Raw genomic sequence first — 23,583 nt, 5'->3', positions numbered from 1 at the left:
AGGCAAGCTGAGCCGTATGACCGACCATCTGTCCGCGGTACCGCCGGCACCGCAGCATGCGGCCGGGCAGGCCGAGCCGGACCGGCTGCTGCGCGCGGTGGCGCGCGGCGACGAGCCCGCGTTCGCCCGCCTCTACGAGCTGCTGTCGCCGCGCGTCTACGGCCTGATCCGGCGCGTGCTGCGCGACCCGGCCCAGGCCGAGGAGGTCGCGCAGGAGGCGCTGGTGGAGGTGTGGCGCACGGCGGGCCGGTTCGACCCGGCCCGGGGATCCGCCACCGCGTGGGTCTTCACGATCGCGCACCGGCGCGCGGTCGACCGGGTCCGTTCCGAGCAGGCCGGCACCGAACGCGTCCGGCGCGTCGCCGCGGCCGAGGCCGACGTCCCCTACGACGAGGTCGTCGAGGAGGTCACCAGCCGGCTGGAGCAGCAGCAGGTGCGCCGCTGCCTGGGCAGCCTCACCGACCTGCAGCGCGAGGCGGTCACGCTCGCGTACTACGGCGGGCACAGTTATCCGGAGGTGGCCCGGTTGCTCGACGCCGGGCTGCCCACCATCAAGAGCCGCATGCGCGACGGCCTGATCCGGCTGCGCGACTGCCTCGGTGTGGAGGTGTCGCGATGACCATGGACATTCACGCGTTGGTCGGCGCGTACGTGCTGGACGCGGTGGACGACATCGAGCGCGCCGCGTTCGACCGGCACCTCGGCACCTGCCGGGCGTGCTCGGCCGAGGTGGACGAGCTGCGCGAGACCACGGCCCGGCTGGCGGACGCGACCTGGTCGGTGCCGCCGCCCCGGCTGCGCCGCGAGGTGATGGCGCGGGTCGCGGTCACCCGGCAGGTGACGCCGGTGCGCCGGGCCCCCGCGCGACGGGCGTCCTGGGGCCGGCGGGTGCTCGCCGTGGCCGCGGCCGTGGCGCTGACGGCCGGCGCCGGCGCGGCCGTCTTCGCCTACCAGGACCAGCGGGTACGCGAGCAGGCCGTGATCGCGGAGGCCGCGCGGGCCGAGACCGCGCGCATCCAGGCGGTGCTCACGGCGCCGGACGCGCGGCTGCGGACCGCGGACGTGGACGGTGGCGGCCAGGTGACGGTCGTGGTGTCGGAGTCCCGGGACGAGGGCGTGGTGCTGCTGGCGGACGGCGTGCCGCCGGAGCCGGGCAAGGCCTACCAGCTGTGGCTGATCACCGGCGCGGACCCGGCACCGGCCGGGGTGATGCCGGCCGGCGCGGGGTCCGGCACCCGGTTCGTCTCCTCGGTGCGGGACACGGACGTGCTCGCGCTGACCATCGAGCCGGCCGCCGGCTCCCGGGAACCGACGCTGCCGATCAAGGCCCAGGTCCCTCTTCCGTGATCGAGACTGTCGGCCCGCGCGGGCTCGGCGGCCGGGAGCCGGGCGGCGCCGCCGTTCCACGTCGTTCCACCGGCGTGGAACGGTCGTTCCACCGGCGTGGAACGCGTCAGGCCGGGTGGATCAGGCCGGTCTCGTACGCGAAGATGACCACCTGCACCCGGTCGCGGAGCCCGAGCTTGGTCAGGATCCGGCCGACGTGCGTCTTGACCGTGGCCTCGGAGACGTTGAAATGCGCGGCGATCTCCGCGTTGGAGCCGCCGCGCGCGATCTCCGTCATCACCTCGCGCTCCCGGTCGGTGAGCCGGGCCAGCCGGTCGTCCGGCGTGGCCGGGCGGGCCGTGCCGTGGTCCGGGAGGTGGGCGGCGAACGCGTCGATCAGCCGGCGGGTGACGCTGGGCGAGATGATCGCGTCGCCGGCCGCCACCGCGCGGATGCCGGTCAGCAGGTCGGCCGGCGGCACGTCCTTGAGCAGGAAACCGCTGGCACCGGCGCGGAGCGCGGAGAACGCGTACTCGTCGAGGTTGAACGTGGTCAGCACCAGCACCCGGGTGGGCAGGCCGGACGCGGCGATCCGGCGGGTCGCCTCGATGCCGTCCAGGATCGGCATGCGCACGTCCATCAGCACCACGTCCGGCACGATCCGGTGGGCCAGGTCGACGCCGGCCGCGCCGTCCCCGGCCTCGCCGACCACCTCCAGATCAGGCTCGGACTCCAGCACCATGCGGTAGCCGAGGCGCAACAGCGGCTGGTCGTCGACGAGCGCGACCCGGATCACGCGACGGCGCCGAACGTGAGCCGGGCGCGGACTCGCCAGCCGCCCTCCGCCAGCGGGCCGGACTCGACCGTGCCGTCGTAGGAACCGACCCGCTCGGCCATCCCGGCCAGGCCGTGCCCACCGGCGCCCGGGGAGGTCCGGGCGGGTGCGCGTCCGTCGTCGGTCACCGAAAGCTCCATCCCGTGCGGCTCGTAGCGCAGGTCGACCCGGGCGTTGGTGCCCGGCCCCGCATGCTTGAGCGTATTCGTCAGCGCCTCCTGGACCAGCCGGTACGCCGTGAGTCCGGCACCCGGGCCCCATGCCTCGACCGGCAGGCCGTGCTGGGCGACGGTGACGGTCAGGCCCGCGGTGCGCACCTGGGCGATCAGCCCGTCGATGTCCGCGAAGCCGGGCTGAGGCGCCCTCACCCGCGGCGCGGGTGCCGGCACGTCCGCGCGGAGCAGGCCGAGCAGCCGGCGCATCTCGCCGAGCGCCTGCCGGCCGGTCGCGGAGACCTTGTGCATGGTGTCCGCGGCCAGCTCCGGCGAGCGGCTCACGGTGAGCGCGGCGCCGTCGGCCAGCGCGACCATCACGGTCAGGTTGTGCGCCACGATGTCGTGCATCTCCCGGGCGATCCGGGCGCGTTCGGCCGCGACCGCGAGCTGGGCCTGCTGGTCGCTCTCCCGTTCCAGGCGGCGGGCGCGCTCCTCCAGCTCGGCCAGGTAGGCGCGGCGGGTCTGCCGGACCACGCCGAGCGACGCGGCCGCGGCCAGCAGCGCGGTCGCGAACAGCACCGCGCCGGAGTACTCGGTCCAGCTCCGGGCGGACGCGAGCATGATCACGGAGGCCAGCTCGGCGCCCACGACCGCGGCCCAGAGGTGGCGGCGGTCCGGTTCATGCAGCGCGACCGCGTAGAGCGCCGCCATCAGCACCGCGAAGACGAACGGCCGGCGTGGTTCGAACTGCCAGGCGTGCAGGTCGCAGACCATCGCGACGGCGAGCGTGGCCCAGAACGCCGGCACCGGCCGGGCACGCCGCCAGATCAGCGGGACGTGCAGCGCGACCACCAGAGCCAGGCCGGCCGGGCCGGGTGCGCGCTGTGAGAACTGCAGCACGAGCAGCAGCGCGGCCAGGCCGGCGTCCACCAGCAGCCGGTGCCGGGCGGCGAAGGTCCGGCACCGGACCACGACGCGGAGCCGCCGCAGGTCAAAGCTCATGATGCGAGGTGCGTAGCTCGTGGATCGGCGCACCCCACTCGACGGCCAGGTCACCGACCTCGGCCGCGGTCAGCCCGGTGACGCGCAGCAGCCCGTCCCCGGCCGCCGTGACCTCGCCGCCGTGCGCGGTCAGTGCGCCGTGCAGCTCGCCGGCGTGCGGAGAGCGCACCCAGACGATCACGGGCACGGCGTACCCCCTGCTCGTGGTCATGGGAGGACGGTACGGAGACGGTGGCGCGGACGCGACAGCCCGCAGGCTGATTCCCGGGGTCAGCCGATGGTGGCGCGGCCTCCTACCGAGGGATGACGAGTCTCATGCGCGATTCGGACTGTTACTGCGCGGATCGGATCGACTGCGGGGCGCATTTGCGCATAGATTCGGCAGCGGCCTCCATTGCCCTCAGTGGAACAGCCGGTGACCGTCCGAGGACATGCGCACAACCGAAGAAGCGGAGGCGTGGGGCGTGGGTCAGCCATCCGACATCGAGGGCGACGCCGTGCGGGCGCTCGAGGCGCTTCGCCGCGCCGCGCACTTCCTCGCCCACTACGAGGCGGCACAGGCGGCGCTGTCGCCGGGCGCGCCGCCGGCCCGGTCGCCGCTGACCGCGCTGGTCGAGGAGGGGGTGGACGCCGCCGACCGGGTGCTTTCCCACCTGCGCGCGCAGTCCCGGGGCGAGTGGTCGGTGATCTCCGGCGGGACCGCGCCCTGGTCGGTGCTGACCGAGCGCGGCGTCGCCGCACCGGCGCGCGCCCCGGTGGGCCGGCGGCCGGCCGACGGCCAGGGAGACCCCGGTGAATGACCCGGATCACAGCTCGCGCAGCGCCTCCGAGGGGAGCAGTCCGAAGCGCCGGCGATACGCGGCCGCGAACCGTCCGAGATGGACGAAGCCCCAGCGGTGCGCCACCTCAGAGACCGTGATCGCACCGGGCGCGCTGGTGGACAGCTCCACGTGGGCCCGCCCGAGCCTCAGATCCTGGAGATAGATCATCGGGGTGACGCCGACGTGCCGGCGGAACCCGTCCTGCAGCGAGCGCGCGCTGACGCCGGCCACGTGGGCCAGCGTGGCCGTGCTGAACGGATGGGACGGGTCGGCCTCCATCGCGTCGATCGCTCGCTTGACCGCGCGCGGACGACTCGGCGCCGCCGGCTCGTTCAGCTCGTCGCTGTACTGGTGGTGCACCGCGAGCAGCAGGCCGCCGAGCATCGAGTGCCAGAGCCGCTCCGCGATCATCGGGCGGTAGATCATGCCGTCCGCCGCGCACAGCTCCGCGTGCACCAGCCCGGCGAGCGCGCCCCAGCTGCGGCCCATGCCCCGGGTCAGGTCGAACCGGCGGGACAGTTGCAGCGGCCCGCGGATGGGGTGCCCGAGCAGCGCCTCCAGCTCCGCCTCCAGCGCGCCGGGCGCGAGCGCGACGGTGACCGGGTGGGTGTCCGGCCGCCACCACGCGCGCGCCGGTGAGCCGGGCCGGTAGACCGCGCCCTCCAGCGTGGTCGCGGTGGTGACGATGCCGCGCTGCTCGGTGAAGAGGCGTCCGGCCGGTGCCAGGCCGATGTTGTAGTCGTCCAGGTCCGGCGCGGTCACCTGGACCGCCTCGTCCGACTCCCAATCCGACATGATCACCGGCCCGAACCGCAGGATCCGCAGTCGGCACCGCGCGGGGGCGCCGCCGAGCGTGGTGACCCAGCGCGGCGCCGAGAAGATCTCGTCGGCGAGCTGCTGGATCTCGGCGGTGCTCCCGCTCCGCGTGGCGAACAACGGGCCGGGGTCCCGGAGCACGGTGCCGGCCGCCGGGAGAAGATGATCTCCCAAGGTGTCGGCTCGCATACACCGAGTATTCGTACCGTGGAGTCGGACGTGCAACTTGCTCGTCCGATAGGTGACCGGACGGACACCTTCGGGCGTTTCACCGCCGGTCACGGCCCGGATCAAAACCTGAGAACCGCTTTTCCCGCTTCCGGCGTGGTCGCGTTCCGAGTGCTCCCGCGGGCACCGGTCGTCGCTGGCGCTCCTTCCTGCCATTCCCGTGTCTCCGCCCGCTCCACCCCACCGGGCCGTCCGCGGATCCGGCGTGCCGGGTCTGACCGGTGCCCGCGGCTCGCGTGCGCGCGGGCGGATCAGTCAGAGGGACTTGAGGATGGACAGGATGCCCGGACCCAGGACGACCACGAACATCGCCGGGAGGATGGCGGGGCGCGCCGTTCGCGTTCGAGCCGCCGGCCAGCGCGCGCGGACACCGGCGGCAGCAGCGCGGTGAGGGCGGTCTGATGGCGGGCCGCCGCGTCGAGTCGAGCGGCCATGCGTTACGGCGAGGGCGACACCTCGGTGCTGACCTTGGTGAACGTGGCGCTGAGGTCGCTGCCGACCAGCGTCACCCCGCCGATGATCACGACGGCGATGAGGGCGGCGAGCAGGCCGTACTCCACGGCGCTCGCGCCGCGGTCCGACTTGATGCGCTCACGGATCATGACTCGCACATGGTCGATCATTCCTGGCTCCCCTCCGAGGTGGCGCGGTTCGGCGTTTCTCGTCCCGCGGTACTGCCATCGGCCGGGCGCCGGGCCGGAGCAGGATTCGCGCGTTGCGGGCGGGGCGTAAAACGGATCGGGCGGCTACCGAATGAACCGTCCCGGGGACGTCGTCCGTACCTCGTGGTATCCGCCATCCGACCGGCGAAGAGGGAGTCATGGACAACACCGAACCCCGCCACGTCGACCGCCGGGACCAGGGACTGCGCCGGCAGCGGCTGGTCACCCAGGCGGCCGCGGCCGGCGCGGCAGTGCTCTCCCTCGCGTTCGGCTGGATCTTCGCGCAGAGCGGCAGCGCGGCGGCCGCGGAGGACACGGGCACGACGGAGCCGGCCGCCGTCTCACCTTCTGGGAAGCCGGCCGCACCGAAGCCCGGCACATCGAAGCCCGCCGCACCGAAGCCCGCGTCGGAGCCGCCCTCGGAATCGCCCGGACCGGACGACGAGGAATCGCCCGAGCCGGACGACGAGGAACCGGCCGAGCCGGAGGACGAGGACGACGACGAGGGCGGTGCCGAGCTGGCGCCGCCGCCCGCCGCACCCGAGCCGGCTCCGCAGCAGGAGAGCGACGCCACGACGGGCGGCTCGTGAGCGGCCTGCGGGTGGCGCCCTCGCGGGTCACCTTCCCGATCTGGGGCACCACCGCGCTGCTGCTGGTCACGGACCCCGCCGCGCTGCCCGAGGCGGAGCGCATGCTCCGCGCCGGGCTGGACGAGATCGACGCCGCATGCAGCCGCTTCCGCGCCGACTCCGAGCTGGTCCGGCTCACCGAGTACGCGGGCCGGGCAGCCTCGATCAGCCCGCTGCTCACCGAGATCCTGCAGGCCGCGCTGCGCGCCGCGTCCGCCACGAACGGCCTGGTCGACCCGACCGTGGGCCAGGCGGTGATCGACCTCGGGTACGACCGGGACTACGCCGCGCTGCGCGGTCGCGCGCTGCCCGAGGGCGAGCCGCTGCGCCCGGCCCCGGGCTGGTGGCGCGTGCAGCTCGACCCGGACGCCGGACGCGTGCTGGTGCCGCGCCGGATCCTGCTCGACGTGGGCGCGACCGGCAAGGCGTTCGCGGCCGACCGGACCGCCGCGCGGATCGCCACGCTCGGCTGCGGCGCGCTGGTCTCGCTCGGCGGCGACCTGGCCACGGCCGGCCCGGCACCGGAGGGCGGCTGGCTGATCAGCGTCGGCGACAGCCACCGCACGCCGGCCGGCGCCACCGACCCGGTCGTCTCGATCACCTCGGGTGCGCTCGCCACGTCCAGCGTCACGCAGCGGCGGTGGCGGCGTGGCGACCGGCAGGTGCACCACATCGTGGATCCGCGCACCGGGGACGTACCCGCGCCGATCTGGAAGACGGTCTCGGTCGCGGCGGGCAGCTGCGTGGACGCGAACGCGGCCGCGACCGCCTCGATCATCCGCGGCCGGGGCGCGCCGCGCTGGCTGGCCAACCGCCGGCTGCCGGCCCGCCTGGTCGCGCCCGACGGCGCGGTCACCACCTCGGCCGGCTGGCCGAGTGACCCTGCGCGGGCGGAGGTGGCCTGACCATGTGGTTCGCCGCCCGGGGAAGCGGCATGGTGGCGGTGCTGCTGATGACCGCCACCATCCTGCTCGGCATCCTCGGCCCGCTGCGCGTCGGCTCCGCGAGCTGGCCCCGGTTCGCGCTGGCCGGGCTGCACCGCAACATCTCACTGCTCACGCTCGCGCTGCTGCTGGTGCACGTGGTGACGGTGGCGGTGGACGACTACGTGCCGATCACGTTCGCGGACGCGGTGATCCCCTTCGTGTCGCAGTACCAGCCGTTCTGGCTCGGGCTCGGCGCGATCTCGTTCGACATCCTGCTGGCGCTGATCGTCACCAGCCTGCTGCGACCCCGGATCAACCTGCGGCTGTGGAAGGGCATCCACTGGCTGGCCTACCTGAGCTGGCCGATCGCGTTGGCCCACGGCATCGGCGCCGGCACCGACGCGACCAGCCCGATCGGCCTGGTCACCGCGGGGGTCAGCATCGGCTCCGTGCTGGTCGCGGTGACGATCCGGATCATAAAGCGGGACCGGCCGCCGGTCGACTCCGCACCGCCGAAGCCGGCCCCCGCGACGAAGCCGGTGGCCGCGGCCCGCCCGGCACCGGAGCCGGTGCGCCTGCCCGGGGAGTTCTCCACCCGTACCCGCTGATGATTCTGGAGGATCCGGTGACGCTCATGGCGGAGCGACCGCAGCAGCGGCGCGACACCCGGCCCGCACCCCGGCTCCTGCGTGCTGCCGGAACGCTGGAGGAGCACCGCGCCGCCTACGGCGACCTGCCGCTGCGCACGTTCGCGGGGGAGATCGGGCAGCGCCGGCTGATCGACGCGGTACGCCGTGCCGGACTGCGCGGCCGGGGTGGCGGCGGATACCCGACCGGGAAGAAGCTGGCCGCGGTGGCCGAGGCGGGCCGGACGCCGGTGGTGGTCGCGAACGGCTGCGAGTCGGAGCCGGCCAGCAGCAAGGACCGCGCGCTGCTCACCTACGCGCCGCACCTGGTGCTGGACGGCGCGGTGCTGGCCGCGCACGCGGTCGGAGCGGACCGGGTGGTGCTCTGCGTGGAGCGCGGCGCCGGGCTGGCCGACCGGCTGGAGCGCGAGATCGCCCGCCGGCGCACCGACCCGGTCCGCTGGGAGGTCGCGCGGCTGCCCCGGCGGTACGTCGCCAGCGAGTCGTCCGCGCTGGTCAAGTACATCAACACCGGCGACGCGCGGCCCACGTTCGCGCCGCCGCGCACGGCCGAGCGCGGCGTGGCCGGCCGGCCCACGCTGGTCGACAACGTGGAGACGCTCGCCCACCTGGCGCTGATCGCGCTGCGCGGCGCGGAGTGGTTCCGCACGGTGGGCACCGACACCGACCCCGGCTCGACGCTGGTCACGGTCGGCGGCGCGGTACGCCGGCCGGGCGTCTACGAGATCGCGCCCGGCACCCGGCTCGGCGCGGTGCTGGACCTGGCCGGCGGTCCGGCCGAGACGCTGAGCGCGGCGCTGGTCGGCGGCTACTTCGGCACCTGGGTCACGCTGCCCGGCAACGAACTGCTGCCGCTGTCGCACGACCCGGCCGGCACGCTCGGCGTGACCATCGGCGCGGGCGCGATCGTGGCGCTCCCGGCCGGCAGCTGCGGGCTGGTGGAGACCGCGCGGGTGGCCCGCTATCTGGCGGAGGAATCGGCCGGGCAGTGCGGGCCGTGCGTGTTCGGGCTGCCGGCGATCGCGGACGACATGGAGGCGGTCGCGTACGGCCGGTGCTCTCCCGCGGTGCGGCAGCGGCTCACCCGGCGGCTCGCGGTGGTCAACGGGCGCGGCGCGTGCAGCCACCCGGACGGCGCGACCCGGCTGGTCAACAGCGCGCTCGCCGCGTTCGCCGAGGACCTGCAGACCCACCTGGGCGGCGCGACGTGCCGGGGTGCGGCCGCGGACCCGCTGCTGCCGCTGCCGGCCGCCCGCGACCGGGACGGATCCTGGAGGTAGCCGTGGCGAAGAACCCGCAGGCCGAGGCCGGGCAATATCTGCGCGTCAACCCGATCACCTGCGTGGCCCGGGGCATGTGCGCGGAGCTGCTGCCCGAGCAGGTGAAGCTGGACGAGTGGGGCTACCCGATCCTGAAGGGCGACCCGATCCCACCGCAGCTGGTCACGCACGCCCGCCGCGCGATCGCCGAGTGCCCCACACTGGCGCTGCGCGCGGACCCGACACCCAGGGGTTAGCGAGTTTTCGGGGGCGCCTGGATCACGGATCCTTGCGCGTTGACCTTGAAGCTCTGTCAGTAGACCCGCCCCGCCGCCGAACGGGCAGGAGACGGCCTGCGGCCGGGTTTTGAACTCGGCCACGACGAAACCGACAGGGAGCCCGGCTGCCGCCCCGATCCCCGCCCCTGACCGGAGTGAACACCTGCCCATGCGGACGACCGGTGCCCGCGGGAGCACTCGGAAAGTGCCCAGGCCGGAAGCGGGAACATCGCCTTTATCGCTTTTTGGTGTACGCCTCATAGGCATCGACGACCTCGTCGGTCGGGCCGTCCATGCGGATTTCCCCGGATTCGAGCCAGATGGTGCGTTCGCAGGTGTCGCGGATGGACCGGTTGGCGTGGCTGACCAGGAAGACGGTGCCGGCCTGACGGCGCAGTTCGCGGACGCGGTCCTCGCTGCGTTTCTGGAAGCGGGCGTCGCCGGTGGTCAGGGCCTCGTCGATGATCAGGACGTCGTGGGTCTTGGCGGCCGCGATGGCGAAGCGCAGCCGGGCGGCCATGCCCGAGGAGTAGGTGCGCATCGGCAGCGAGATGAAGTCGCCCTTCTCGTTGATGCCGGAGAAATCCACGATCTCCTGATACTTCGCCCGGGTCTCCGCCGGGCTCATGCCCATCGCCAGGCAGCCGAGCACCACGTTCCGCTCGCCGGTCAGGTCGCGCATCAGCGCGGCGTTCACGCCGAGGAACGACGGCTGGCCCCGGGTCAGCACGCGCCCGCGGTGGGCGGGTTGCAGGCCGGCGATCGTGCGCAGCAGCGTGGACTTGCCGGAGCCGTTCGTGCCGATCAGACCGATGGCCTGCCCCTCGTACGCGGTGAACGACACGTTCTTGACCGCGTGCACCGAACGCTTGGGGGGCAGGGCGCGACGGAACACCATCCGGCCGAGCGCGGCGATCGGGCTGCCGGCGCCGGCCCGCCCGCGGACCTGGTAGACCACGTCGAGGTTCTCGACGATCACGGTGGGCTCACTCACGGCCGTACTCCTCCTCCGCCGCCCAGAAGAACAGGAAGCCGCCCGCGCCGATCACCAGGGACCACAGGACGGCGGAGAGCCACAGGTGGCCGGGCATGCGTGCGTGGGGCAGCGAGTCGATCAGCGCGTACCGGATCAGGTCGATGAACGCGACCATCGGGTTCCAGTGCAGCAGCGTGGTGAGCGGGCCGGGCGCGTCGTCGATGAAGTTGTCCAGGCTGTAGAAGACGCCGGAGCCGTAGAGCCAGGTGCGCAGCACGAACGGCATCAGCTGCTTCAGGTCGGTGGTGCGCGCGGCCAGCCGGGCGAGGATCATCGCAAGACCCGCGCTGAACACGGTCTGCAGCGCGATCACCGGCAGCACCAGCAGCCAGGACCACGTGATCGGTTCACCGGTGACCAGCACGATCGCGGCGAGCACGGCCAGCGCGGCGAACAGCTGCTGCAACTGCACCAGCGTGAGCGCCAGCGGCAGGGAGGCGCGCGGGAAGTGCATGGCGCGGACCAGGCTCACGTGGTCCGCGATCGATCGCGTGCCGGCCATCGCGACCTGCTGGGTGAAGTGGAAGACGAAGACCCCGGTGCAGAGGTACGCGATGAAGTTCGCGACGCCGTGATCCGTGCCGAGTAACACCCCGAAGATCAGGTAGTAGACGCCCGCGTTCACCAGCGGGGTGATCACGGTCCAGAAGGAGCCGAGCGTGGCGGACGCGTAGGACGCGGTGACCTTGGCGTGCGCGAACGTGACGATGAACGCGCGCCGGGACCAGAGCCGGCGCACATATTCGGCCACGTCCGGCCGCTGCCCGCTGACGCTCAACCCGTACTCCCGGGCGAGCTGCGTCGATGGCGCTTCGATCATGCCTGACCTCTCTGTGGACGGGACGATACCGTCTCGTCGCGTCGAAGGTTAGGTGACGCGCACGACGAGACGCAACCGTCTCGTCGCGGCGTTACACTCCCGAGTATGGAAACGGGTGTGGAACCGGCCAGGAAGCGCGCACCCGCCGGTGCGGCCGTGCTTCGCCCGGACGTGACGGACGCGATCCGCGACGCCGTCTTCGCCGAACTGGCCTCCGTGGGCTACGGCCGGCTCTCGATCGAGGCGGTGGCCCGCCGCGCCGGCGTCGGCAAGATGGCCGTCTACCGCCGCTGGGCCTCGAAACTCGCGATGGTCATCGACCTGGTCGGCTCCGTCGCGGTCGACCTGTCCGCACTGCCCGACACCGGCTCACTGCGCACCGACCTGGAGACGTTCCTCGGCCTGGCCGCCCGCGCGCTGCGCCACCCGCTGGCCAACCAGATCGTGCCCGACCTGCTGGCCGAGGCCGCCCGCACACCCGAGATCGCCGAAACGCTGCAGGCCGCACTGCGTACCCACCAACGCGAGGCCGGCGCACTGCTCACCGCCCGGGCGATCACCCGCGGCGAACTGCCCGCGACCGCGGACCCCGACCTGCTGGTCGACCTCACGATCGGCCCGCTCTACTGGCGCCTCGCGGTGGTCCGCACCCCACTCCCGAAGGGCTACGTCAAGAACCTCGTGGCCGCGGTCATCCCCGGTTAGCACGGCTCACCACCGGCCAGAAACCCTCGACGATCCGCCGGCACCGTGTGCCTGAGTTCAGCCGGGTCTGCTGATCAGCGCGGCGATCAACGTGGCGAGCCGGCCGGTCGGCACCGCGAGGCCGGAGCGGCGCCGCACCTGCCGGGCCAACTCGTGCAGGTGCACGGCGGCGTCGCGCCGGGAGGCGCGTAACGGGGTGGCACGTAGCTGCCATCCGCCGAACTCGTCCGGTGGGTGGGCGTCGGCGATCTCCAGGAGGCGGTAGATGTCCTCGATGTCGCGGTCCAGGAGGCGCGAACCGTACGACAGTGCCTTGACGACGAGCGCGAGTTCCAGAACCGGCACTCGCGTGCTGAACGTCAGCGCCGTCCCGTCGAGAAGCCGGGCGTCGACATCCATCACGATCGGCTCGGTGGCCAGCGCGGGCGCGAGACCCGGCGCGGCGTCGAACGCCCGCCCGGCATACACCCGCGGGCGGAAGCGGCCGTCGAGGGACGGTACGAGCAGATCGATGGTCAGTTCGGGAACTGGACCGCCGGGCACCGCCAGTTCGGTGACCGGCCGCGCATAGCTGTTTCCGCTGGTGGCAACGTATCCGTGGTCGATGAGGCGGTCGTGTATGACGCCCGAGCCGGCGAGTTCCGTGGTGATGGCGGCATCGGCGTCCCGGGTGCGGCGCAGAGCGAGCCCGGGGACGGGATAGGCGGTCAGGAGAAGCGACGCCATCTGACCGCCGATGATGCGCACGTTCTGATCCGCGGTGATCGCGGTGATGTCCGCGAGGGACCGGAGCGCCAGCTCGTCCGCGTGCGAGGTGGCGGCGAGCGCTACCCGGCGCCGGATGCCCACTGCGACTCCCTGAGGACCGTCGATCGAAGTTGCCCGACCGATTCGGCGACGTCGCCGCCGGAGGACCGGGACAGGTCCCACGCGGTGATCAACGGGTCGGTGTAACGGCGGATGCGGCCGGCGTTTCTCAACGGCCACTCGCGCGACATGGCCAGGACGGTCGGGTCCGCGGGGATGCACAACGTCATGGTCGCGTTCGCCGCCGGCACGGTCGCGAAGCCGTGCTCCGCCAGGTCGAGCTGGACGGCGACGTAGGCGACGGCCCGGCTCGGGCGACGCCAGGGGGCGTAGAAATCGGCGGCGAGATCGCCGGAGACGGCCGGAACGGCGTCGCCCCGTCCGTCCGCCGCGGCCTCGACGATGGTGATCTGCTCCATCAGCTCCTGGGTGGCGGCCCAGTGGGTTGCCAGGCCGCGTGGACCCGGATAGCCGCCGACGAACCGGTCCCAGCAGCCCGCCCGATCGACGGCCCGCCAGCCAGCCGCCGTGCGCTCGATCAGCCCGTCCAGGAACGGCAACTGCTTGGCGACCGCGACGTGCGAGACGCCGATCCGGCGCGCGATCTCCGATTGTGTCAGCGGGTCGGGCGTGCCGAGTGCGAACAGCCGCAATATCGCCGCTCGCGCCCAGCTGGTGCGCGCCGGCCGGATCGGCGCGGACGGGCGCGCCGCCGTGCCCCGGTGCAGGTGCCCCCGGAAGTAGACCGCGTCGTCGTCGACCGCCGCGTAGGCGATGCGATGGTCCCGCTCGGCTGCGGCGGTCAGGGCGCGGCCGGCCCGCGCGACCACGAACAGCAGCCCGTCGACATGGCCGAGCGACGCCAGCGCGCGCTCGATCTCCGTCGGGCTCGGCGAATGACGCAGGAGTAGCACCCGGTGCCGCGACCAGAGATCACCGCCCGCGCTGATCTCCACTTCCGAGCTGCCGGCCACCCGTCGATCCAGGCCCACGTCCAGCAACAGCTCGACCCCGTCGCAACTCTCCACCAGGCAACTGTAACCCACCTAGAAAATGTCCAGGTAGGTTACAAGCACCGAAGCCGTACAGCGTCCGCATGTGCCGACGAAGGGCCTTGTCGTTTGTGCCGGGAACGGCCACCGCGGACCCGGACCTCCTGGTCGACCTGACGATCGGCCCGCTCTACTGGCGCCTCGCGGTGGTCCGCACCCCACTCCCGAAGGGCTACGTCAAAACCTCGTCGCCACGATCATCACCAGTTAGCGGTGCTTGAAGGCACACTCCGCCGAGAACGGCCGCTCACCACGTCGCGGGGTCGAGGTGTCGTCTCACCTCTGCGGCGAATCGCGGCAGGCCGGTGCGCTCCAGCTGGACTAGCAGCTCAGGAACCGTGTCCGGCATCTTGCGGTACGAGGACACCTGGTGCCGGAGCACGTCGAGCGTCAGGCCGGGATAGAGATCGAGTTCGTCGAGCAGGAACTCGTCAGGGTGAATCGCGTCCACGTCGTACGGCTTGAGTGCGGGTTCGGAAAGTCGCGCAGGTTGAAGGTGACGATGACCTCCGCGCCCGCGCGGACCGACGCGGCGAGGATGTGGCGATCCTTGTGGTGGTTGGTCATTCCGTCGACGAGTGACTCGTAGCCGGTCACCAGCGCGTCCGGGAACGCGCGCGTCATGTGCGCGATCCGGCGATCGACCCGGTCCGGGTGGAGGCCGCGCTCGATCAGGTTGCGGCGCAGCTCGCCGAGGACGTCAGCGGACCACAGCGGCCGATACGCCGACGCCTCCGCGAGGCGGAGCAAGGTGTCGCACAGGTAGGCGGGATAGAGGACGCAAGTGTCGAGGAAGGCGGGGAAGGGCACCGTTGCCGTCCGTCATCTGGGGGGTGGGGGGGTGGAGGTGATCTCGTACAGGTTGTCCTCCTCGGCCTCCGCCGCCATCTGGTCGAGTGCCCCGTGCCGCTCGACCCGGGTGCGCTCGGAGTAGTCGAGGACGTCGCGAAGCAGGACCCGGCGGTGCCGTCCGCGGAGGCTGTGGGGGATCTCGCCGTCGGTGAGCAGCCGCACCAGCGTCGGCCGGGAGATGTTGAGCATGTCAGCCGCCTCCTGGGTGGTCAGCATCGTGTTGTGCGGCGCGATGGAGATCGCCAGACCCTGCGACAGCGCGTTCACGACGTCGCTCAGCACGCCGTACAGCTCCTCGGGGATATCGATCCGGGAGCCGTCCGGGCCGATCAGCTGCGCCCGCGTGGACGCCTCGGTGCCCAGGCCGCGCGCCAGACGCGCGAGATCGCCGAGGTCCTCAGGAGGAAAGACGGTCCGTTCTCGCATCGTCGTCGGCATGACCCCAGCCTACCTCCATCCGAAAAAACCGAAAGCCCAAATCGTGGCTCGTAGACCCACAGGGAATTATGTTCTTCTATTGAGATAGATCTCGTGGTGGTGGGGAACGTTCGCCGCGTGAGCATCTCCCGGAGGAACATGCTGTTCGGTGTCGGTGGGGCCCTGGTGGCCGGGGTCGCCGGAGGTGGGGCCGGCTACGCCCTCGGGCGGGACCACGAGCCGGATCCGCCCGAGACGCCGGCGGCGGCGGAGCCGAAGTACCGGTCGCGGCCGGATCTGCGCGCGCTGCCGGACGTGACGATCACGGTGGCCGCGGCCGGGACCGTGCCCGGGGCGATCTTCCTGACGCCGGCGTCCGGTGCCGGGCTCTGGGGACCGCTGGTCGTGGACGAGGCCGGGCAGCCGGTGTGGTTCCGGAAGGTGCCGGACCCGGCGACCGTGGCGATCGACCTCAAGCCGCAGGTCTATCGCGGGAAGCCGGTGCTGACCTGGTGGGAGGGGACGATCGGCGGGACCGGCGGGCAGGGGGTCGGTCAGGGCGAGTTCGTGATCGCGGACCGGGCGTACCGGGAGATCACCCGGGTGCGCGCGGTCGGTACCGAGCAGGCGGACCAGCACGACATGGTGATCACCGCGCGGAACACGGCGCTGTTCTGGGTGTACGACCCGATCCCGTACGACCTGAGCGCGCTCGGCGGGCCGGTCGACGGCGTGCTGCACGACGGTGTGATCCAGGAGGTCGACATCGCCACCGGGAAGAAGGTCTTCGAGTGGCGGGCGAAGGACCACGTGGGGCTGGACGAGTCCTACGCGCCGCTGCCGCAGGGCGACTCGGAGCACCTGCCGTACGACTACTTCCACGCGAACTCGGTCGGGCTGGCCGCGGACGGGAATCTCATCGTCTCCGCTCGGCACACCTGGGCCTGTTACAAGATCGATCGGGGGAGCGGCGAGGTGATCTGGCGGGTCGGCGGCAGGAAGTCGGACTTCCAGGTGGACGAGCGGACCGCGTTCTCCTGGCAGCACGACTTCCGGCAGCGGCGGGACGGCTCGTGGGGCCTGTTCGACAACGGTGCCGGGATCACGAAGGAACGCGAGTACTCGCGCGGCCTCGTGTTCACGCTCGACGAGACCGCGCGGAAGGCCACGTTCGTCGCGGAGTACGTGCATCCGGACCGGCTGTCCGCGCCGACCCAGGGCAGCTTCCGGGAACTGGCCGACGGCGGCTCGTTCGTCGGCTGGGGGCAGATGCCGCACTTCACCGAGCACGACGTGAACGGCACCGTGCGGCTGGCCGGCCATCTCCCGCCGGACAACCAGTCCTACCGCGCCTACCGGGCCGAGTGGACCGGCACGCCGGCCGACCAGCCCGCGCTCGGCCTGCGCGTCGAGAACGGCGGCGTGGTCGTCTCGGCGAGCTGGAACGGCGAGACGCGGGTGGCGCGGTGGCGGGCGCGCTGGGGCACCCAGCCGGGCGCGCTGAACGGTGGTGCGGTCGAGGAGCCCCGATCCGGCTTCGAGACCACGCTGACGGTGCCGGGCACTCCGGAATACGTGGTGGCGGACGCGCTCGACGCGGCCGGCACGGTGCTCGGCACGTCCTCGGCGATCCCGGTGCGCGTCTGACCGGCGGCGTATCGACGTCAAGCGGCGAAGCCCGAAACCATGAACCCCTCAGAAGCGGATATACCCGCTTCCGGCGTGGCCGCTTACCGGTGCTCCCGCGGGCACCGGTCGGCCGCGGGCGGCCTCCCTGTCTGTTCGTGGGCGGTCGCCTTCAGAGCTTTCAAACGGCCCGCCTGAAGCGGGCGGTCCGGGCGCTGCGCGCCCGTGAAGCGGGCGGTCCGGGCGCTGCGCGCGCCTGAAGCGGGCCGTCCGGGCGCGCGCGCCCGATATTTCGCGTTACAGCGGCCGTCCAGAGTCCGGCGCGAAGCGAGTCGTCGAGAGCTGCTCGCCTGATATGTCGCGTTATGGAGGCTGTGGAGGATCCGCGTGAGACAGGCCAGCCGGGCGCCGCGCGCCCTGAAACGGGCCGTCCGAGCGCGCGCCCGCAATGTCGCGTTGTAGCGGTCCGCCGCCGATCCCGGCTCGGTGAAACCCGGCCCGGTTGTTCAGTCGGCGGACTCGCGCCGGACCTCGGCCGCCTCGCGCCCGCGGGTGATGTCCGCGACCAGGCGCTCGCGCTCGGCCGCGTCCGCCCGGGAGGCCGCCTCCCGGGCCAGGCTGGCTGCGATCTTGGCCTGCCGCCGCGCTACCTCGCGCGCGCCGCTGTGCGCCGCGCTGCGGGCCGCCGCGGCGCGCTGCTGCCACTCCAGGTCGCGGGCGACCGCGCGGGCCCGCTGGCCGGCGCCGAGGTCGGCCATGGCGCGCGCGGTCGTCGAGTACGGCCCGTTCATCACGTCCTCGCCCTCCTCACGGTCGGAGAAGCGCCAGCGCCGCAGCCGCTGCCGGAGCCGCCACAGTGTGCGGTCGCGGTCCTCGCCGCGGACCCAGGCCACGCCCTGGCCCGGGTGGGTGGTGCCGTCCGGCAGGTAGTTGACCGCGTGCAGCAGGTCCCGGACGCACCAGCCGGCCACGAAGTACGGCCGGACGATCTCGTAGATCAGGTCGTTCTCGATCGGCGCGATGATCGGCACGAAGATCTTGAGCGTGTCGATCGCGGCCCACGCGGTCTCCCGGCCGTCCGGCGCGACACGCGGGTCGAACGGCAGCGTGCGGCCGGTCTCCGAGTGGCAGCGGCGGCAGCGCCAGACCCATCCCGTAGGGGCCCGGACCAGCTGCTGATCGTCCGGCGACGCCTGGCACTGCTGGCAGGGGAACGACGACGGCCGGAACTCCGTACTCTCAGTAGTCATTGACCGCCCCCCGCGCGCTCGGACGTTTCGAGGCTAGCAGCGTGTGGAGCAGCACGAGCGGGACCACTCCGGCCGGATACCAGAACACGTCGATGAGATCGAACTGCACGCCGAGCGCGAGCCGGGCCACGAGCGAGCGCTCGGAGAGGTAAGCGGGAGCGCCGGTGAGCTGCGAGAACTCGACGGCCCAGCAGAACGCGACCGCGATCGCGCCGGAGGTCCACGGCGGCTGGCGCGGCAGCAGGAACACGACGGCGGCGTAGACCATGGATGCGTAGAGGACGGTGCCGGACACCTGCTCGATCGCACCGTCGGCGAGGAAGCGAATACTCAGAGCGACGACCAGGGCGACGACGGCGGTCAGCACCGCGAGCGAGCGAATCAGCACCGCGGGATCGTAACGATCGGGGCGTTCCCCGATGGCCCCCGGACCGCGGGGCCGGAAGACTGGGCCGGTGCCGAGCGTCATCGACGACTACGTGGCCGACGTCGCCCGCCGCCTGCACGGCCCCGGCCGGCTGCGCCGCGACATGCTGGCCGAGATCCGGGACGCGCTGACCGACGCGGCGGAGGCGGACGACCCGGAGACCGCGGTGGCGGAGTTCGGCTCGGCCCGGGAGATCGCCGGCGGCCTGCAGGAGGTGCTGGCGGCCGCCCGCGCCCGGCGGACCGCGGCCCTGCTCGTCCTGGTGCTCGGCACGGCCTGGGCGCAGGCCGAACTGGCCGGCCGGGACGGCTGGGCCGAGTGGAAGGGCGCGATGCCGGGCGCCGGCTACCTGTGGCTGGCCGAGGCGGTCGACGTGCTGTCCGGCGTCGCGCTGGCGGCGTTCCTGATCGGCCTCGCGGTCGCGCACCGGTGCCGCCCACGCGAACTGGCGCGGCTCGTCGCGGGTGTCACCATGGGGGTGATGGCGCTGACCGCGCTCGGCAGCCTGCTGCTGGTCGGCCTGTCCCCGCACGGCCGGCTGAGCGGCACGTTGCTGTGGGCGGCGCCGTTCGCACTGGTGCAGTGGTCCGCGTACCGGACGTGGCGGGCCGCGCGGACCGGTTGACCCGGCGTTCACCGGTGATTCTCGTCCGGATGGCGGGCCTGGGAGGGAGGGGTACGGTGCCTACCGGTACGGTGTGCGCGCACGGACGACCGCGCGCGGCCATCACATGCACCGATCTCTTGCGTCATCCGTTACGGTTTCGGGGTTGAAGTGGCGGTCAATAGGGGCGTCGGCGTCGGCCCGTCGCCTGGATGTCGGATCTAGTAGCAGGGTAAGAGGGCACAGATATGGGAGACAGCTCCCCCAAGATCACGGTCGTTGTCCCCACCTACAACGAACGGGACAATCTTCCTAAGCTCGTCGAGATGCTGTCCGCCCTCGGGCTGCCGAACCTCCACGTCCTGGTGGTGGACGACGACTCTCCCGACGGCACCGGTGAACTCGCCGACAAGCTCGCGCTCGAGTCGCCGCAGTCGCTCGGCGTGCTGCACCGGACCACCAAGGACGGCCTCGGACGCGCCTACGTGGCCGGCATCGGGCGCGCGCTGGAGGAGGGCGCGGACGTCGTCATCCAGATGGACGCGGACCTGTCCCACCCGGCCTCGGTCGTCCCGATCATGGTGGAGAAGCTGCTGTCCACGGACGCGGCCGTGGTGATCGGCTCGCGGTACGTCGCGGGTGGCTCGGTCGCCGGTGACTGGGGCCTGCACCGCAAGTTCCTGTCCGCCTGGGCCAACTTCTACGTCAACACGATCCTGCGCCTCGGCGTGAAGGACGTGACCGCGGGCTTCAAGGCGTGGAAGGCGGAGACGCTGCGGGCGATCGACGTCGCCTCGATCCACAGCAACGGTTACGCGTTCCAGGTCGAGATGAACTACCGCACGGTCCGGCACGGCGGGAAGATCTACGAGGTGCCGATCCGCTTCGAGCAGCGGGCCGACGGCGTCTCGAAGATGAGCCTCGCGGTGCAGATCGAGTCCGCGCTGATGCCGTGGCGCCTGCTCTTCGGCCGCAAGGTCTGATCGTGACGGGGGTACGACGCCGGTCGTACCCCCTCCTCCTCAGCGCTTGAGCGGCTCCCACCAGGCGCGGTTGTCGCGATACCAGTCCACCGTCTCCGCCAGGCCGGCGGCGAAGTCCTTGCGCGGCGCGTACCCCAGCTCGTTCTTGATCTTGGTGATGTCCACCGAGTAGCGGCGGTCGTGGCCCTTGCGGTCCGCCACCTCCTCGACGGAGTCCCAGTCCCTGCCGCACGCCTCCAGCAGCAGCCCGGTGAGCTCCTTGTTGGTCAGCTCGGTGCCGCCGCCGATGTTGTAGATCTCACCCGCCCGGCCGCCGGTCAGCACCAGCGCGATGCCCCGGCAGTGATCGTCGACGTGCAGCCAGTCGCGCACGTTGCCGCCGTCGCCGTAGAGCGGGACCGTCCGCCCGTCCAGCAGGTTCGTCACGAACAGCGGGATGACCTTCTCCGGGAACTGGTACGGCCCGTAGTTGTTCGAGCAGCGCGTGACCAGCACCGGCAGCCCGTGCGTGCGGTGGTAGGCGAGCGCCAGCAGGTCCGACCCGGCCTTCGCGGCCGAGTACGGCGAGTTCGGCGCGACCGGGAAGTCCTCGCGCCAGGAGCCGGTCTCGATCGAGCCGTAGACCTCGTCCGTGGAGACGTGCACGAACCGCCGGACGCCGTGCCGGGTCGCGGCGTCCAGCAGCACCTGGGTGCCGAGCACGTTCGTGCGGACGAACGCGGCGCCGCCGTCGATCGAGCGGTCCACGTGCGTCTCGGCCGCGAAGTGCACGACCGCGTCCGTCTCCGCCATCAGCCCGTCCACGACCGCGGCGTCGCAGATGTCCCCATGCACGAACCGGATATCTCGCGCCGAATCAAGATTTCTCATGTTCCCGGAGTACGTGAGCGCGTCGAGCACCGTGATCTTCGCGTCGGCCAGCCCGGCGTAACCGGTCGCCTCCCGGACGAAGTGGGACCCGATGAACCCGGCGCCGCCAGTGACCAGAACTCTCATGGGCCCGAGCCTACGACCAGCCACTATGCGTCGCCCTCCGGCTCGGTAGAGTGAAAGAATCTTGCGAAACGACTGGTAGGTGAGCCGATGAAGATCCGCCCCCTGAGCATCGAAGGCGCCTACGAGGTCACGCCGGTGGTGCACGGCGACGCGCGGGGCAGCTTCACCGAGTGGCTCCGCTTCGACAAGCTCGCCGAGGTGCTGGGCCGCCCGGTGACGATGACGCAGGGCAACATCTCCGTCTCCGCGGCCGGCGTCGTGCGCGGCATCCACTACGCGGACGTGCCGCCCGGCCAGGCGAAGTACGTCACCTGCGCGCGCGGTTCCGTGCTCGACGTGGTGGTCGACCTGCGGATGGGCTCGCCGACGTTCGGCGCATGGGAGGGCGTGGTGCTGGACGACCGCACGCGCCGCGCGGTCTACCTGAGCGAAGGGCTCGGGCACGGGTTCTGCGCGCTGACCGACGACGCCACCATGACCTACCTGGTGTCCACCGCCTACAACCCGTCCGCGGAGCACGGCGTCCACCCGATGGACCCGGACCTGGCGATCGACTGGCCCGCATCCTCGCCCGTCCTGTCCGGGAAGGACACGAACGCGCCGTCGTTCGCCGAGGCCCGGGCCGCCGGTCTGCTGCCTAGCTGGGACCGAACCGCTCCGTCCTGATCCGGCGCGGGTCGTGGCCGAGCGCGACCAGGATGTCCGCCACCGTCTCCACGAACCCGGTCGGGCCGCACACGAAACAGGCCGGCTCCAGCGCCGGCGGCCAGCCGTGCGTGTTCACGTCCGCGACCGAGATCCGGCGCGGGTTCTCGCCGAACCGGGTGTGCACGAACGTGACCTCCAGCCCGTGATCGTCCCGGGCCCGGCGGCGCAGCTCGTCCGCGTAGTAGACGTCGTCCGGCGTCCGCACCGAGTAGATCAGCCGGAACACCGAGCGGTTGTTCGCCTGCCGCCGCGCGCGGATCATCGCCATCAGCGGCACCACGCCCGACCCGCCCGCGACCAGCAGCACCGGGTCCAGCTGCTCCGGCCGCCAGACGAACCAGCCGCCGATCGGCCCGCGCAACTCCACCGCGTCGCCGACGGCCAGCACGTCCACCAGGTACGGCGAGACCTCACCGTCCGCCACGGACTGCACGGTGATCTCCACGCGCTCGCCGTCGGCCGGCGCCGACATCGAGTAGCTGCGCTGCGCCGTGTAGCCGTCGTCCGCGGTCAGCCGCACGTCCACGTGCTGCCCGGCCAGATGCCCCGGCCAGCCCGGCACGTCGAAGACGAGCGTGCGCGCGGACGCGTTCTCCGCCCGCGCCTCGGCCAGCGTGGCCGTCCGCCAGCTCAGTCGCCCTGATACCGCTGCTCGCGCCACGGGTCTCCGTATTCGTGGTAGCCGGCCGCCTCCCAGAAGCCCGGCTCGTCGTCCAGCATCAGCGAGATGCCGCGCACCCACTTCGCCGACTTCCAGAAGTACAGGTGCGGCACCAGCAGCCGCACCGGCCCGCCGTGCTCCGGATGCAGCGGCTCGCCGTCGAACTCGTAGACCAGCCAGGCCTGCCCGTCCAGGAGGTCCGTAAGCGGCAGGTTCGTGGTGTAGCCGCCGTACGAGTGGGCCAGCGCGAAGTCGGCCGCGCTCTCCACGTCCTCGAACAGCGTGTCCAGCGAGACACCCTTCCAGGACGTGCCCAGCTTCGACCACTTCGTCACGCAGTGGATGTCCACCGTCGGCGTCTCCGCCGGCAGCTTCACCAGATCGTCCCAGGACCAGGACCGCTTCTCCCCGGTCTCGGTGCTGATCGTGAACTCGTACCGCTCGGTGGGGATCTTGGGGGTGGGACCGGCGGACAGAACCGGGAAATCGTGGGTCAGGTACTGCCCGGGCGGAAGCTTCGGCTCCGCTTCGCGGGATCGGCCGCGAAACCCGGGCGAGAGGGTCGCCATCGGCCCAGTATGCCGCGCCTGATCTATCGTTTCCATCATGAACGACCGGACCGTCGACGTCAGCATGGAGGCCGCGCTCGTCACCGACGCCACCGGCCACCGCCCCGCCGTGGTCAAGCTCGCCAGCCGCGACTGGCAACTCAACATCCGCGCCACCCTCGAGGACCTGGCCCGCCTCACCGACATCCGCACCGCCGACCGCCTGAGCCGCCGCTCCCTCGCCATCGGCACCGCCGCCGGCGCCCCCGTCTTCTGGTCCACGACCGAGGGCCACGCCAGCATCCTGGTCGGCGCCGACGACGAGGCCTGGGACATCGCGCTGCTGATCCCGTTGAGTGCCGTCGAGGAGCTGGCCCAGTTGGCCCACCAGGAAATCCTCGAACACGAGGACTGAACGCCGCCGTCGACCGCGATTACCTGCAGCAACGCTGATCGCCACAGCTTGTGGCCGGCCTCTCCGACGGCTTCGCGGAACGTGCTCCCAAT

Annotated in this window: 31 protein-coding genes; 14 read left to right on the top strand and 17 right to left on the bottom strand. The window is 72.2% G+C overall.

Annotated features, from left to right (window positions below; translation table 11 throughout):
• Positions 1–16 precede the first annotated feature (16 nt).
• Positions 17–619 (top strand): ECF RNA polymerase sigma factor SigK, encoded by a 603-nt coding sequence (gene sigK, locus J2S43_RS29885; protein ID WP_306834900.1) that lies wholly within the window; start codon positions 17–19, stop codon positions 617–619.
• Positions 616–1,347 (top strand): anti-sigma factor, encoded by a 732-nt coding sequence (locus J2S43_RS29880; protein ID WP_306834899.1) that lies wholly within the window; start codon positions 616–618, stop codon positions 1,345–1,347. Before sigK ends, J2S43_RS29880 begins: the two co-directional genes overlap by 4 nt.
• Positions 1,348–1,453: 106 nt before the next feature.
• Here J2S43_RS29880 and J2S43_RS29875 read toward each other — a convergent pair whose 3' ends face one another.
• Genes J2S43_RS29875 through J2S43_RS29865 form a run of 3 tightly spaced genes read right to left on the bottom strand, consistent with a single transcriptional unit; the run spans position 1,454 to position 3,529 of the window.
• Positions 1,454–2,122 carry a response regulator gene (locus J2S43_RS29875; protein ID WP_306834898.1) on the bottom strand — a complete coding sequence of 223 codons (669 nt, stop codon included), beginning with the start codon at positions 2,120–2,122 and terminating at the stop codon, positions 1,454–1,456.
• On the bottom strand, positions 2,119–3,318 hold the full coding sequence (locus J2S43_RS29870; protein WP_306834896.1) for a sensor histidine kinase: 1,200 nt from the start codon (positions 3,316–3,318) through the stop codon (positions 2,119–2,121). Before J2S43_RS29870 ends, J2S43_RS29875 begins: the two co-directional genes overlap by 4 nt.
• Positions 3,308–3,529: a DUF8746 domain-containing protein gene (locus J2S43_RS29865; RefSeq protein ID WP_306834895.1), complete on the bottom strand. Its 222-nt coding sequence runs from the start codon at positions 3,527–3,529 to the stop codon at positions 3,308–3,310. The genes J2S43_RS29870 and J2S43_RS29865 overlap by 11 nt, the downstream gene beginning before the upstream one ends.
• A gap of 220 nt (positions 3,530–3,749) precedes the next feature.
• On the opposite strand from J2S43_RS29865, the gene J2S43_RS29860 reads away from it, so the two are divergent.
• Positions 3,750–4,118, top strand: a complete 369-nt coding sequence (locus J2S43_RS29860; RefSeq protein WP_306834894.1) for a hypothetical protein — start codon at positions 3,750–3,752, stop codon at positions 4,116–4,118.
• A gap of 6 nt (positions 4,119–4,124) precedes the next feature.
• Here J2S43_RS29860 and J2S43_RS29855 read toward each other — a convergent pair whose 3' ends face one another.
• On the bottom strand, positions 4,125–5,144 hold the full coding sequence (locus J2S43_RS29855; protein WP_306834893.1) for a helix-turn-helix transcriptional regulator: 1,020 nt from the start codon (positions 5,142–5,144) through the stop codon (positions 4,125–4,127).
• 476 nt (positions 5,145–5,620) lie between these two features.
• The gene (locus J2S43_RS29850; RefSeq protein WP_306834892.1) at positions 5,621–5,806 is read right to left on the bottom strand and encodes a Flp family type IVb pilin; all 186 of its coding nucleotides are present in this window, start codon (positions 5,804–5,806) and stop codon (positions 5,621–5,623) included.
• A 197-nt stretch (positions 5,807–6,003) separates the two neighbouring features.
• Between J2S43_RS29850 and J2S43_RS29845 the strand changes: the two genes are divergently transcribed.
• From J2S43_RS29845 to J2S43_RS29825, 5 genes are read left to right on the top strand one after another with little or no spacing between them, the layout of a single operon-like run.
• Positions 6,004–6,435, top strand: coding sequence for a hypothetical protein (locus J2S43_RS29845; RefSeq protein WP_306834891.1), 432 nt, complete (start codon positions 6,004–6,006; stop codon positions 6,433–6,435).
• Positions 6,432–7,379 carry an FAD:protein FMN transferase gene (locus tag J2S43_RS29840; protein ID WP_306834890.1) on the top strand — a complete coding sequence of 316 codons (948 nt, stop codon included), beginning with the start codon at positions 6,432–6,434 and terminating at the stop codon, positions 7,377–7,379. Before J2S43_RS29845 ends, J2S43_RS29840 begins: the two co-directional genes overlap by 4 nt.
• Positions 7,380–7,381: 2 nt before the next feature.
• Positions 7,382–8,008, top strand: a complete 627-nt coding sequence (locus J2S43_RS29835) for a ferric reductase-like transmembrane domain-containing protein (protein WP_306834888.1) — start codon at positions 7,382–7,384, stop codon at positions 8,006–8,008.
• 26 nt (positions 8,009–8,034) lie between these two features.
• A complete protein-coding gene (locus tag J2S43_RS29830; RefSeq protein ID WP_306834886.1) occupies positions 8,035–9,327 on the top strand; it encodes an NADH-ubiquinone oxidoreductase-F iron-sulfur binding region domain-containing protein in 1,293 nt (430 codons plus the stop codon).
• Between the two features lie 2 nt (positions 9,328–9,329).
• Complete coding sequence (locus J2S43_RS29825; protein ID WP_306834884.1) at positions 9,330–9,563, top strand: ferredoxin; 234 nt, start codon at positions 9,330–9,332, stop codon at positions 9,561–9,563.
• 256 nt (positions 9,564–9,819) lie between these two features.
• Here J2S43_RS29825 and J2S43_RS29820 read toward each other — a convergent pair whose 3' ends face one another.
• Both J2S43_RS29820 and J2S43_RS29815 read right to left on the bottom strand, forming a co-directional pair.
• A complete protein-coding gene (locus tag J2S43_RS29820) occupies positions 9,820–10,578 on the bottom strand; it encodes an ABC transporter ATP-binding protein (RefSeq protein ID WP_306834882.1) in 759 nt (252 codons plus the stop codon).
• Complete coding sequence (locus J2S43_RS29815; protein WP_306834880.1) at positions 10,571–11,440, bottom strand: ABC transporter permease; 870 nt, start codon at positions 11,438–11,440, stop codon at positions 10,571–10,573. Before J2S43_RS29815 ends, J2S43_RS29820 begins: the two co-directional genes overlap by 8 nt.
• A 105-nt stretch (positions 11,441–11,545) precedes the next feature.
• Between J2S43_RS29815 and J2S43_RS29810 the strand changes: the two genes are divergently transcribed.
• Positions 11,546–12,145, top strand: a complete 600-nt coding sequence (locus tag J2S43_RS29810) for a TetR/AcrR family transcriptional regulator (protein WP_306834878.1) — start codon at positions 11,546–11,548, stop codon at positions 12,143–12,145.
• Between the two features lie 57 nt (positions 12,146–12,202).
• On the opposite strand, the gene J2S43_RS29805 is transcribed toward J2S43_RS29810, so the two are convergent.
• The 5 genes from J2S43_RS29805 to J2S43_RS29790 form a co-directional block, all read right to left on the bottom strand.
• Positions 12,203–12,994, bottom strand: a complete 792-nt coding sequence (locus tag J2S43_RS29805; protein WP_306834876.1) for a hypothetical protein — start codon at positions 12,992–12,994, stop codon at positions 12,203–12,205.
• A complete protein-coding gene (locus J2S43_RS29800) occupies positions 12,973–13,980 on the bottom strand; it encodes a helix-turn-helix domain-containing protein (protein WP_306834874.1) in 1,008 nt (335 codons plus the stop codon). Before J2S43_RS29800 ends, J2S43_RS29805 begins: the two co-directional genes overlap by 22 nt.
• 271 nt (positions 13,981–14,251) lie before the next feature.
• Positions 14,252–14,386, bottom strand: coding sequence for a VapC50 family PIN domain-containing toxin (locus J2S43_RS42480; RefSeq protein WP_503125043.1), 135 nt, complete (start codon positions 14,384–14,386; stop codon positions 14,252–14,254).
• 8 nt (positions 14,387–14,394) lie between these two features.
• Positions 14,395–14,814 (bottom strand): PIN domain-containing protein, encoded by a 420-nt coding sequence (locus J2S43_RS29795; RefSeq protein WP_306834872.1) that lies wholly within the window; start codon positions 14,812–14,814, stop codon positions 14,395–14,397.
• 12 nt (positions 14,815–14,826) lie between these two features.
• Positions 14,827–15,294 (bottom strand): helix-turn-helix domain-containing protein, encoded by a 468-nt coding sequence (locus tag J2S43_RS29790; RefSeq protein ID WP_306834870.1) that lies wholly within the window; start codon positions 15,292–15,294, stop codon positions 14,827–14,829.
• Between the two features lie 117 nt (positions 15,295–15,411).
• Here J2S43_RS29790 and J2S43_RS29785 point away from each other — a divergent pair, with 117 nt between their 5' ends.
• A complete protein-coding gene (locus tag J2S43_RS29785; RefSeq protein WP_306834868.1) occupies positions 15,412–16,920 on the top strand; it encodes an arylsulfotransferase family protein in 1,509 nt (502 codons plus the stop codon).
• Between the two features lie 485 nt (positions 16,921–17,405).
• Here the strand turns inward: J2S43_RS29785 and J2S43_RS29780 are convergent, their stop codons facing one another.
• Together J2S43_RS29780 and J2S43_RS29775 are read right to left on the bottom strand one after the other, a co-directional pair.
• A complete protein-coding gene (locus J2S43_RS29780; RefSeq protein ID WP_306834866.1) occupies positions 17,406–18,149 on the bottom strand; it encodes a hypothetical protein in 744 nt (247 codons plus the stop codon).
• A complete protein-coding gene (locus tag J2S43_RS29775; RefSeq protein ID WP_306834864.1) occupies positions 18,139–18,537 on the bottom strand; it encodes a ribosomal maturation YjgA family protein in 399 nt (132 codons plus the stop codon). The genes J2S43_RS29780 and J2S43_RS29775 overlap by 11 nt, the downstream gene beginning before the upstream one ends.
• 67 nt (positions 18,538–18,604) lie before the next feature.
• Here J2S43_RS29775 and J2S43_RS29770 point away from each other — a divergent pair, with 67 nt between their 5' ends.
• Both J2S43_RS29770 and J2S43_RS29765 read left to right on the top strand, forming a co-directional pair.
• Positions 18,605–19,201 carry an HAAS signaling domain-containing protein gene (locus J2S43_RS29770; protein ID WP_306834863.1) on the top strand — a complete coding sequence of 199 codons (597 nt, stop codon included), beginning with the start codon at positions 18,605–18,607 and terminating at the stop codon, positions 19,199–19,201.
• 227 nt (positions 19,202–19,428) lie between these two features.
• A complete protein-coding gene (locus J2S43_RS29765; protein ID WP_306834862.1) occupies positions 19,429–20,163 on the top strand; it encodes a polyprenol monophosphomannose synthase in 735 nt (244 codons plus the stop codon).
• A gap of 39 nt (positions 20,164–20,202) precedes the next feature.
• On the opposite strand, the gene rfbB is transcribed toward J2S43_RS29765, so the two are convergent.
• Positions 20,203–21,159, bottom strand: coding sequence for a dTDP-glucose 4,6-dehydratase (gene rfbB / locus J2S43_RS29760; RefSeq protein WP_306834857.1), 957 nt, complete (start codon positions 21,157–21,159; stop codon positions 20,203–20,205).
• A gap of 87 nt (positions 21,160–21,246) precedes the next feature.
• On the opposite strand from rfbB, the gene J2S43_RS29755 reads away from it, so the two are divergent.
• Positions 21,247–21,825 (top strand): dTDP-4-dehydrorhamnose 3,5-epimerase family protein, encoded by a 579-nt coding sequence (locus J2S43_RS29755; RefSeq protein ID WP_306834855.1) that lies wholly within the window; start codon positions 21,247–21,249, stop codon positions 21,823–21,825.
• Here J2S43_RS29755 and J2S43_RS29750 read toward each other — a convergent pair.
• Both J2S43_RS29750 and J2S43_RS29745 read right to left on the bottom strand, forming a co-directional pair.
• The gene (locus J2S43_RS29750) at positions 21,797–22,528 is read right to left on the bottom strand and encodes a ferredoxin reductase (protein ID WP_370881668.1); all 732 of its coding nucleotides are present in this window, start codon (positions 22,526–22,528) and stop codon (positions 21,797–21,799) included. The genes J2S43_RS29755 and J2S43_RS29750 overlap by 29 nt on opposite strands.
• Positions 22,498–23,097 (bottom strand): sulfite oxidase-like oxidoreductase, encoded by a 600-nt coding sequence (locus J2S43_RS29745; RefSeq protein WP_306834853.1) that lies wholly within the window; start codon positions 23,095–23,097, stop codon positions 22,498–22,500. The genes J2S43_RS29750 and J2S43_RS29745 overlap by 31 nt, the downstream gene beginning before the upstream one ends.
• A gap of 37 nt (positions 23,098–23,134) precedes the next feature.
• On the opposite strand from J2S43_RS29745, the gene J2S43_RS29740 reads away from it, so the two are divergent.
• On the top strand, positions 23,135–23,491 hold the full coding sequence (locus tag J2S43_RS29740; RefSeq protein WP_306834851.1) for a hypothetical protein: 357 nt from the start codon (positions 23,135–23,137) through the stop codon (positions 23,489–23,491).
• Positions 23,492–23,583 lie beyond the last annotated feature (92 nt).

Source organism: Catenuloplanes nepalensis, from assembly GCF_030811575.1.
Classification (GTDB): domain Bacteria; phylum Actinomycetota; class Actinomycetes; order Mycobacteriales; family Micromonosporaceae; genus Catenuloplanes; species Catenuloplanes nepalensis.
The sequence above is the reverse complement of the archived record's forward strand: the minus strand, read 5'-3'. Positions and strand labels throughout refer to the sequence as shown.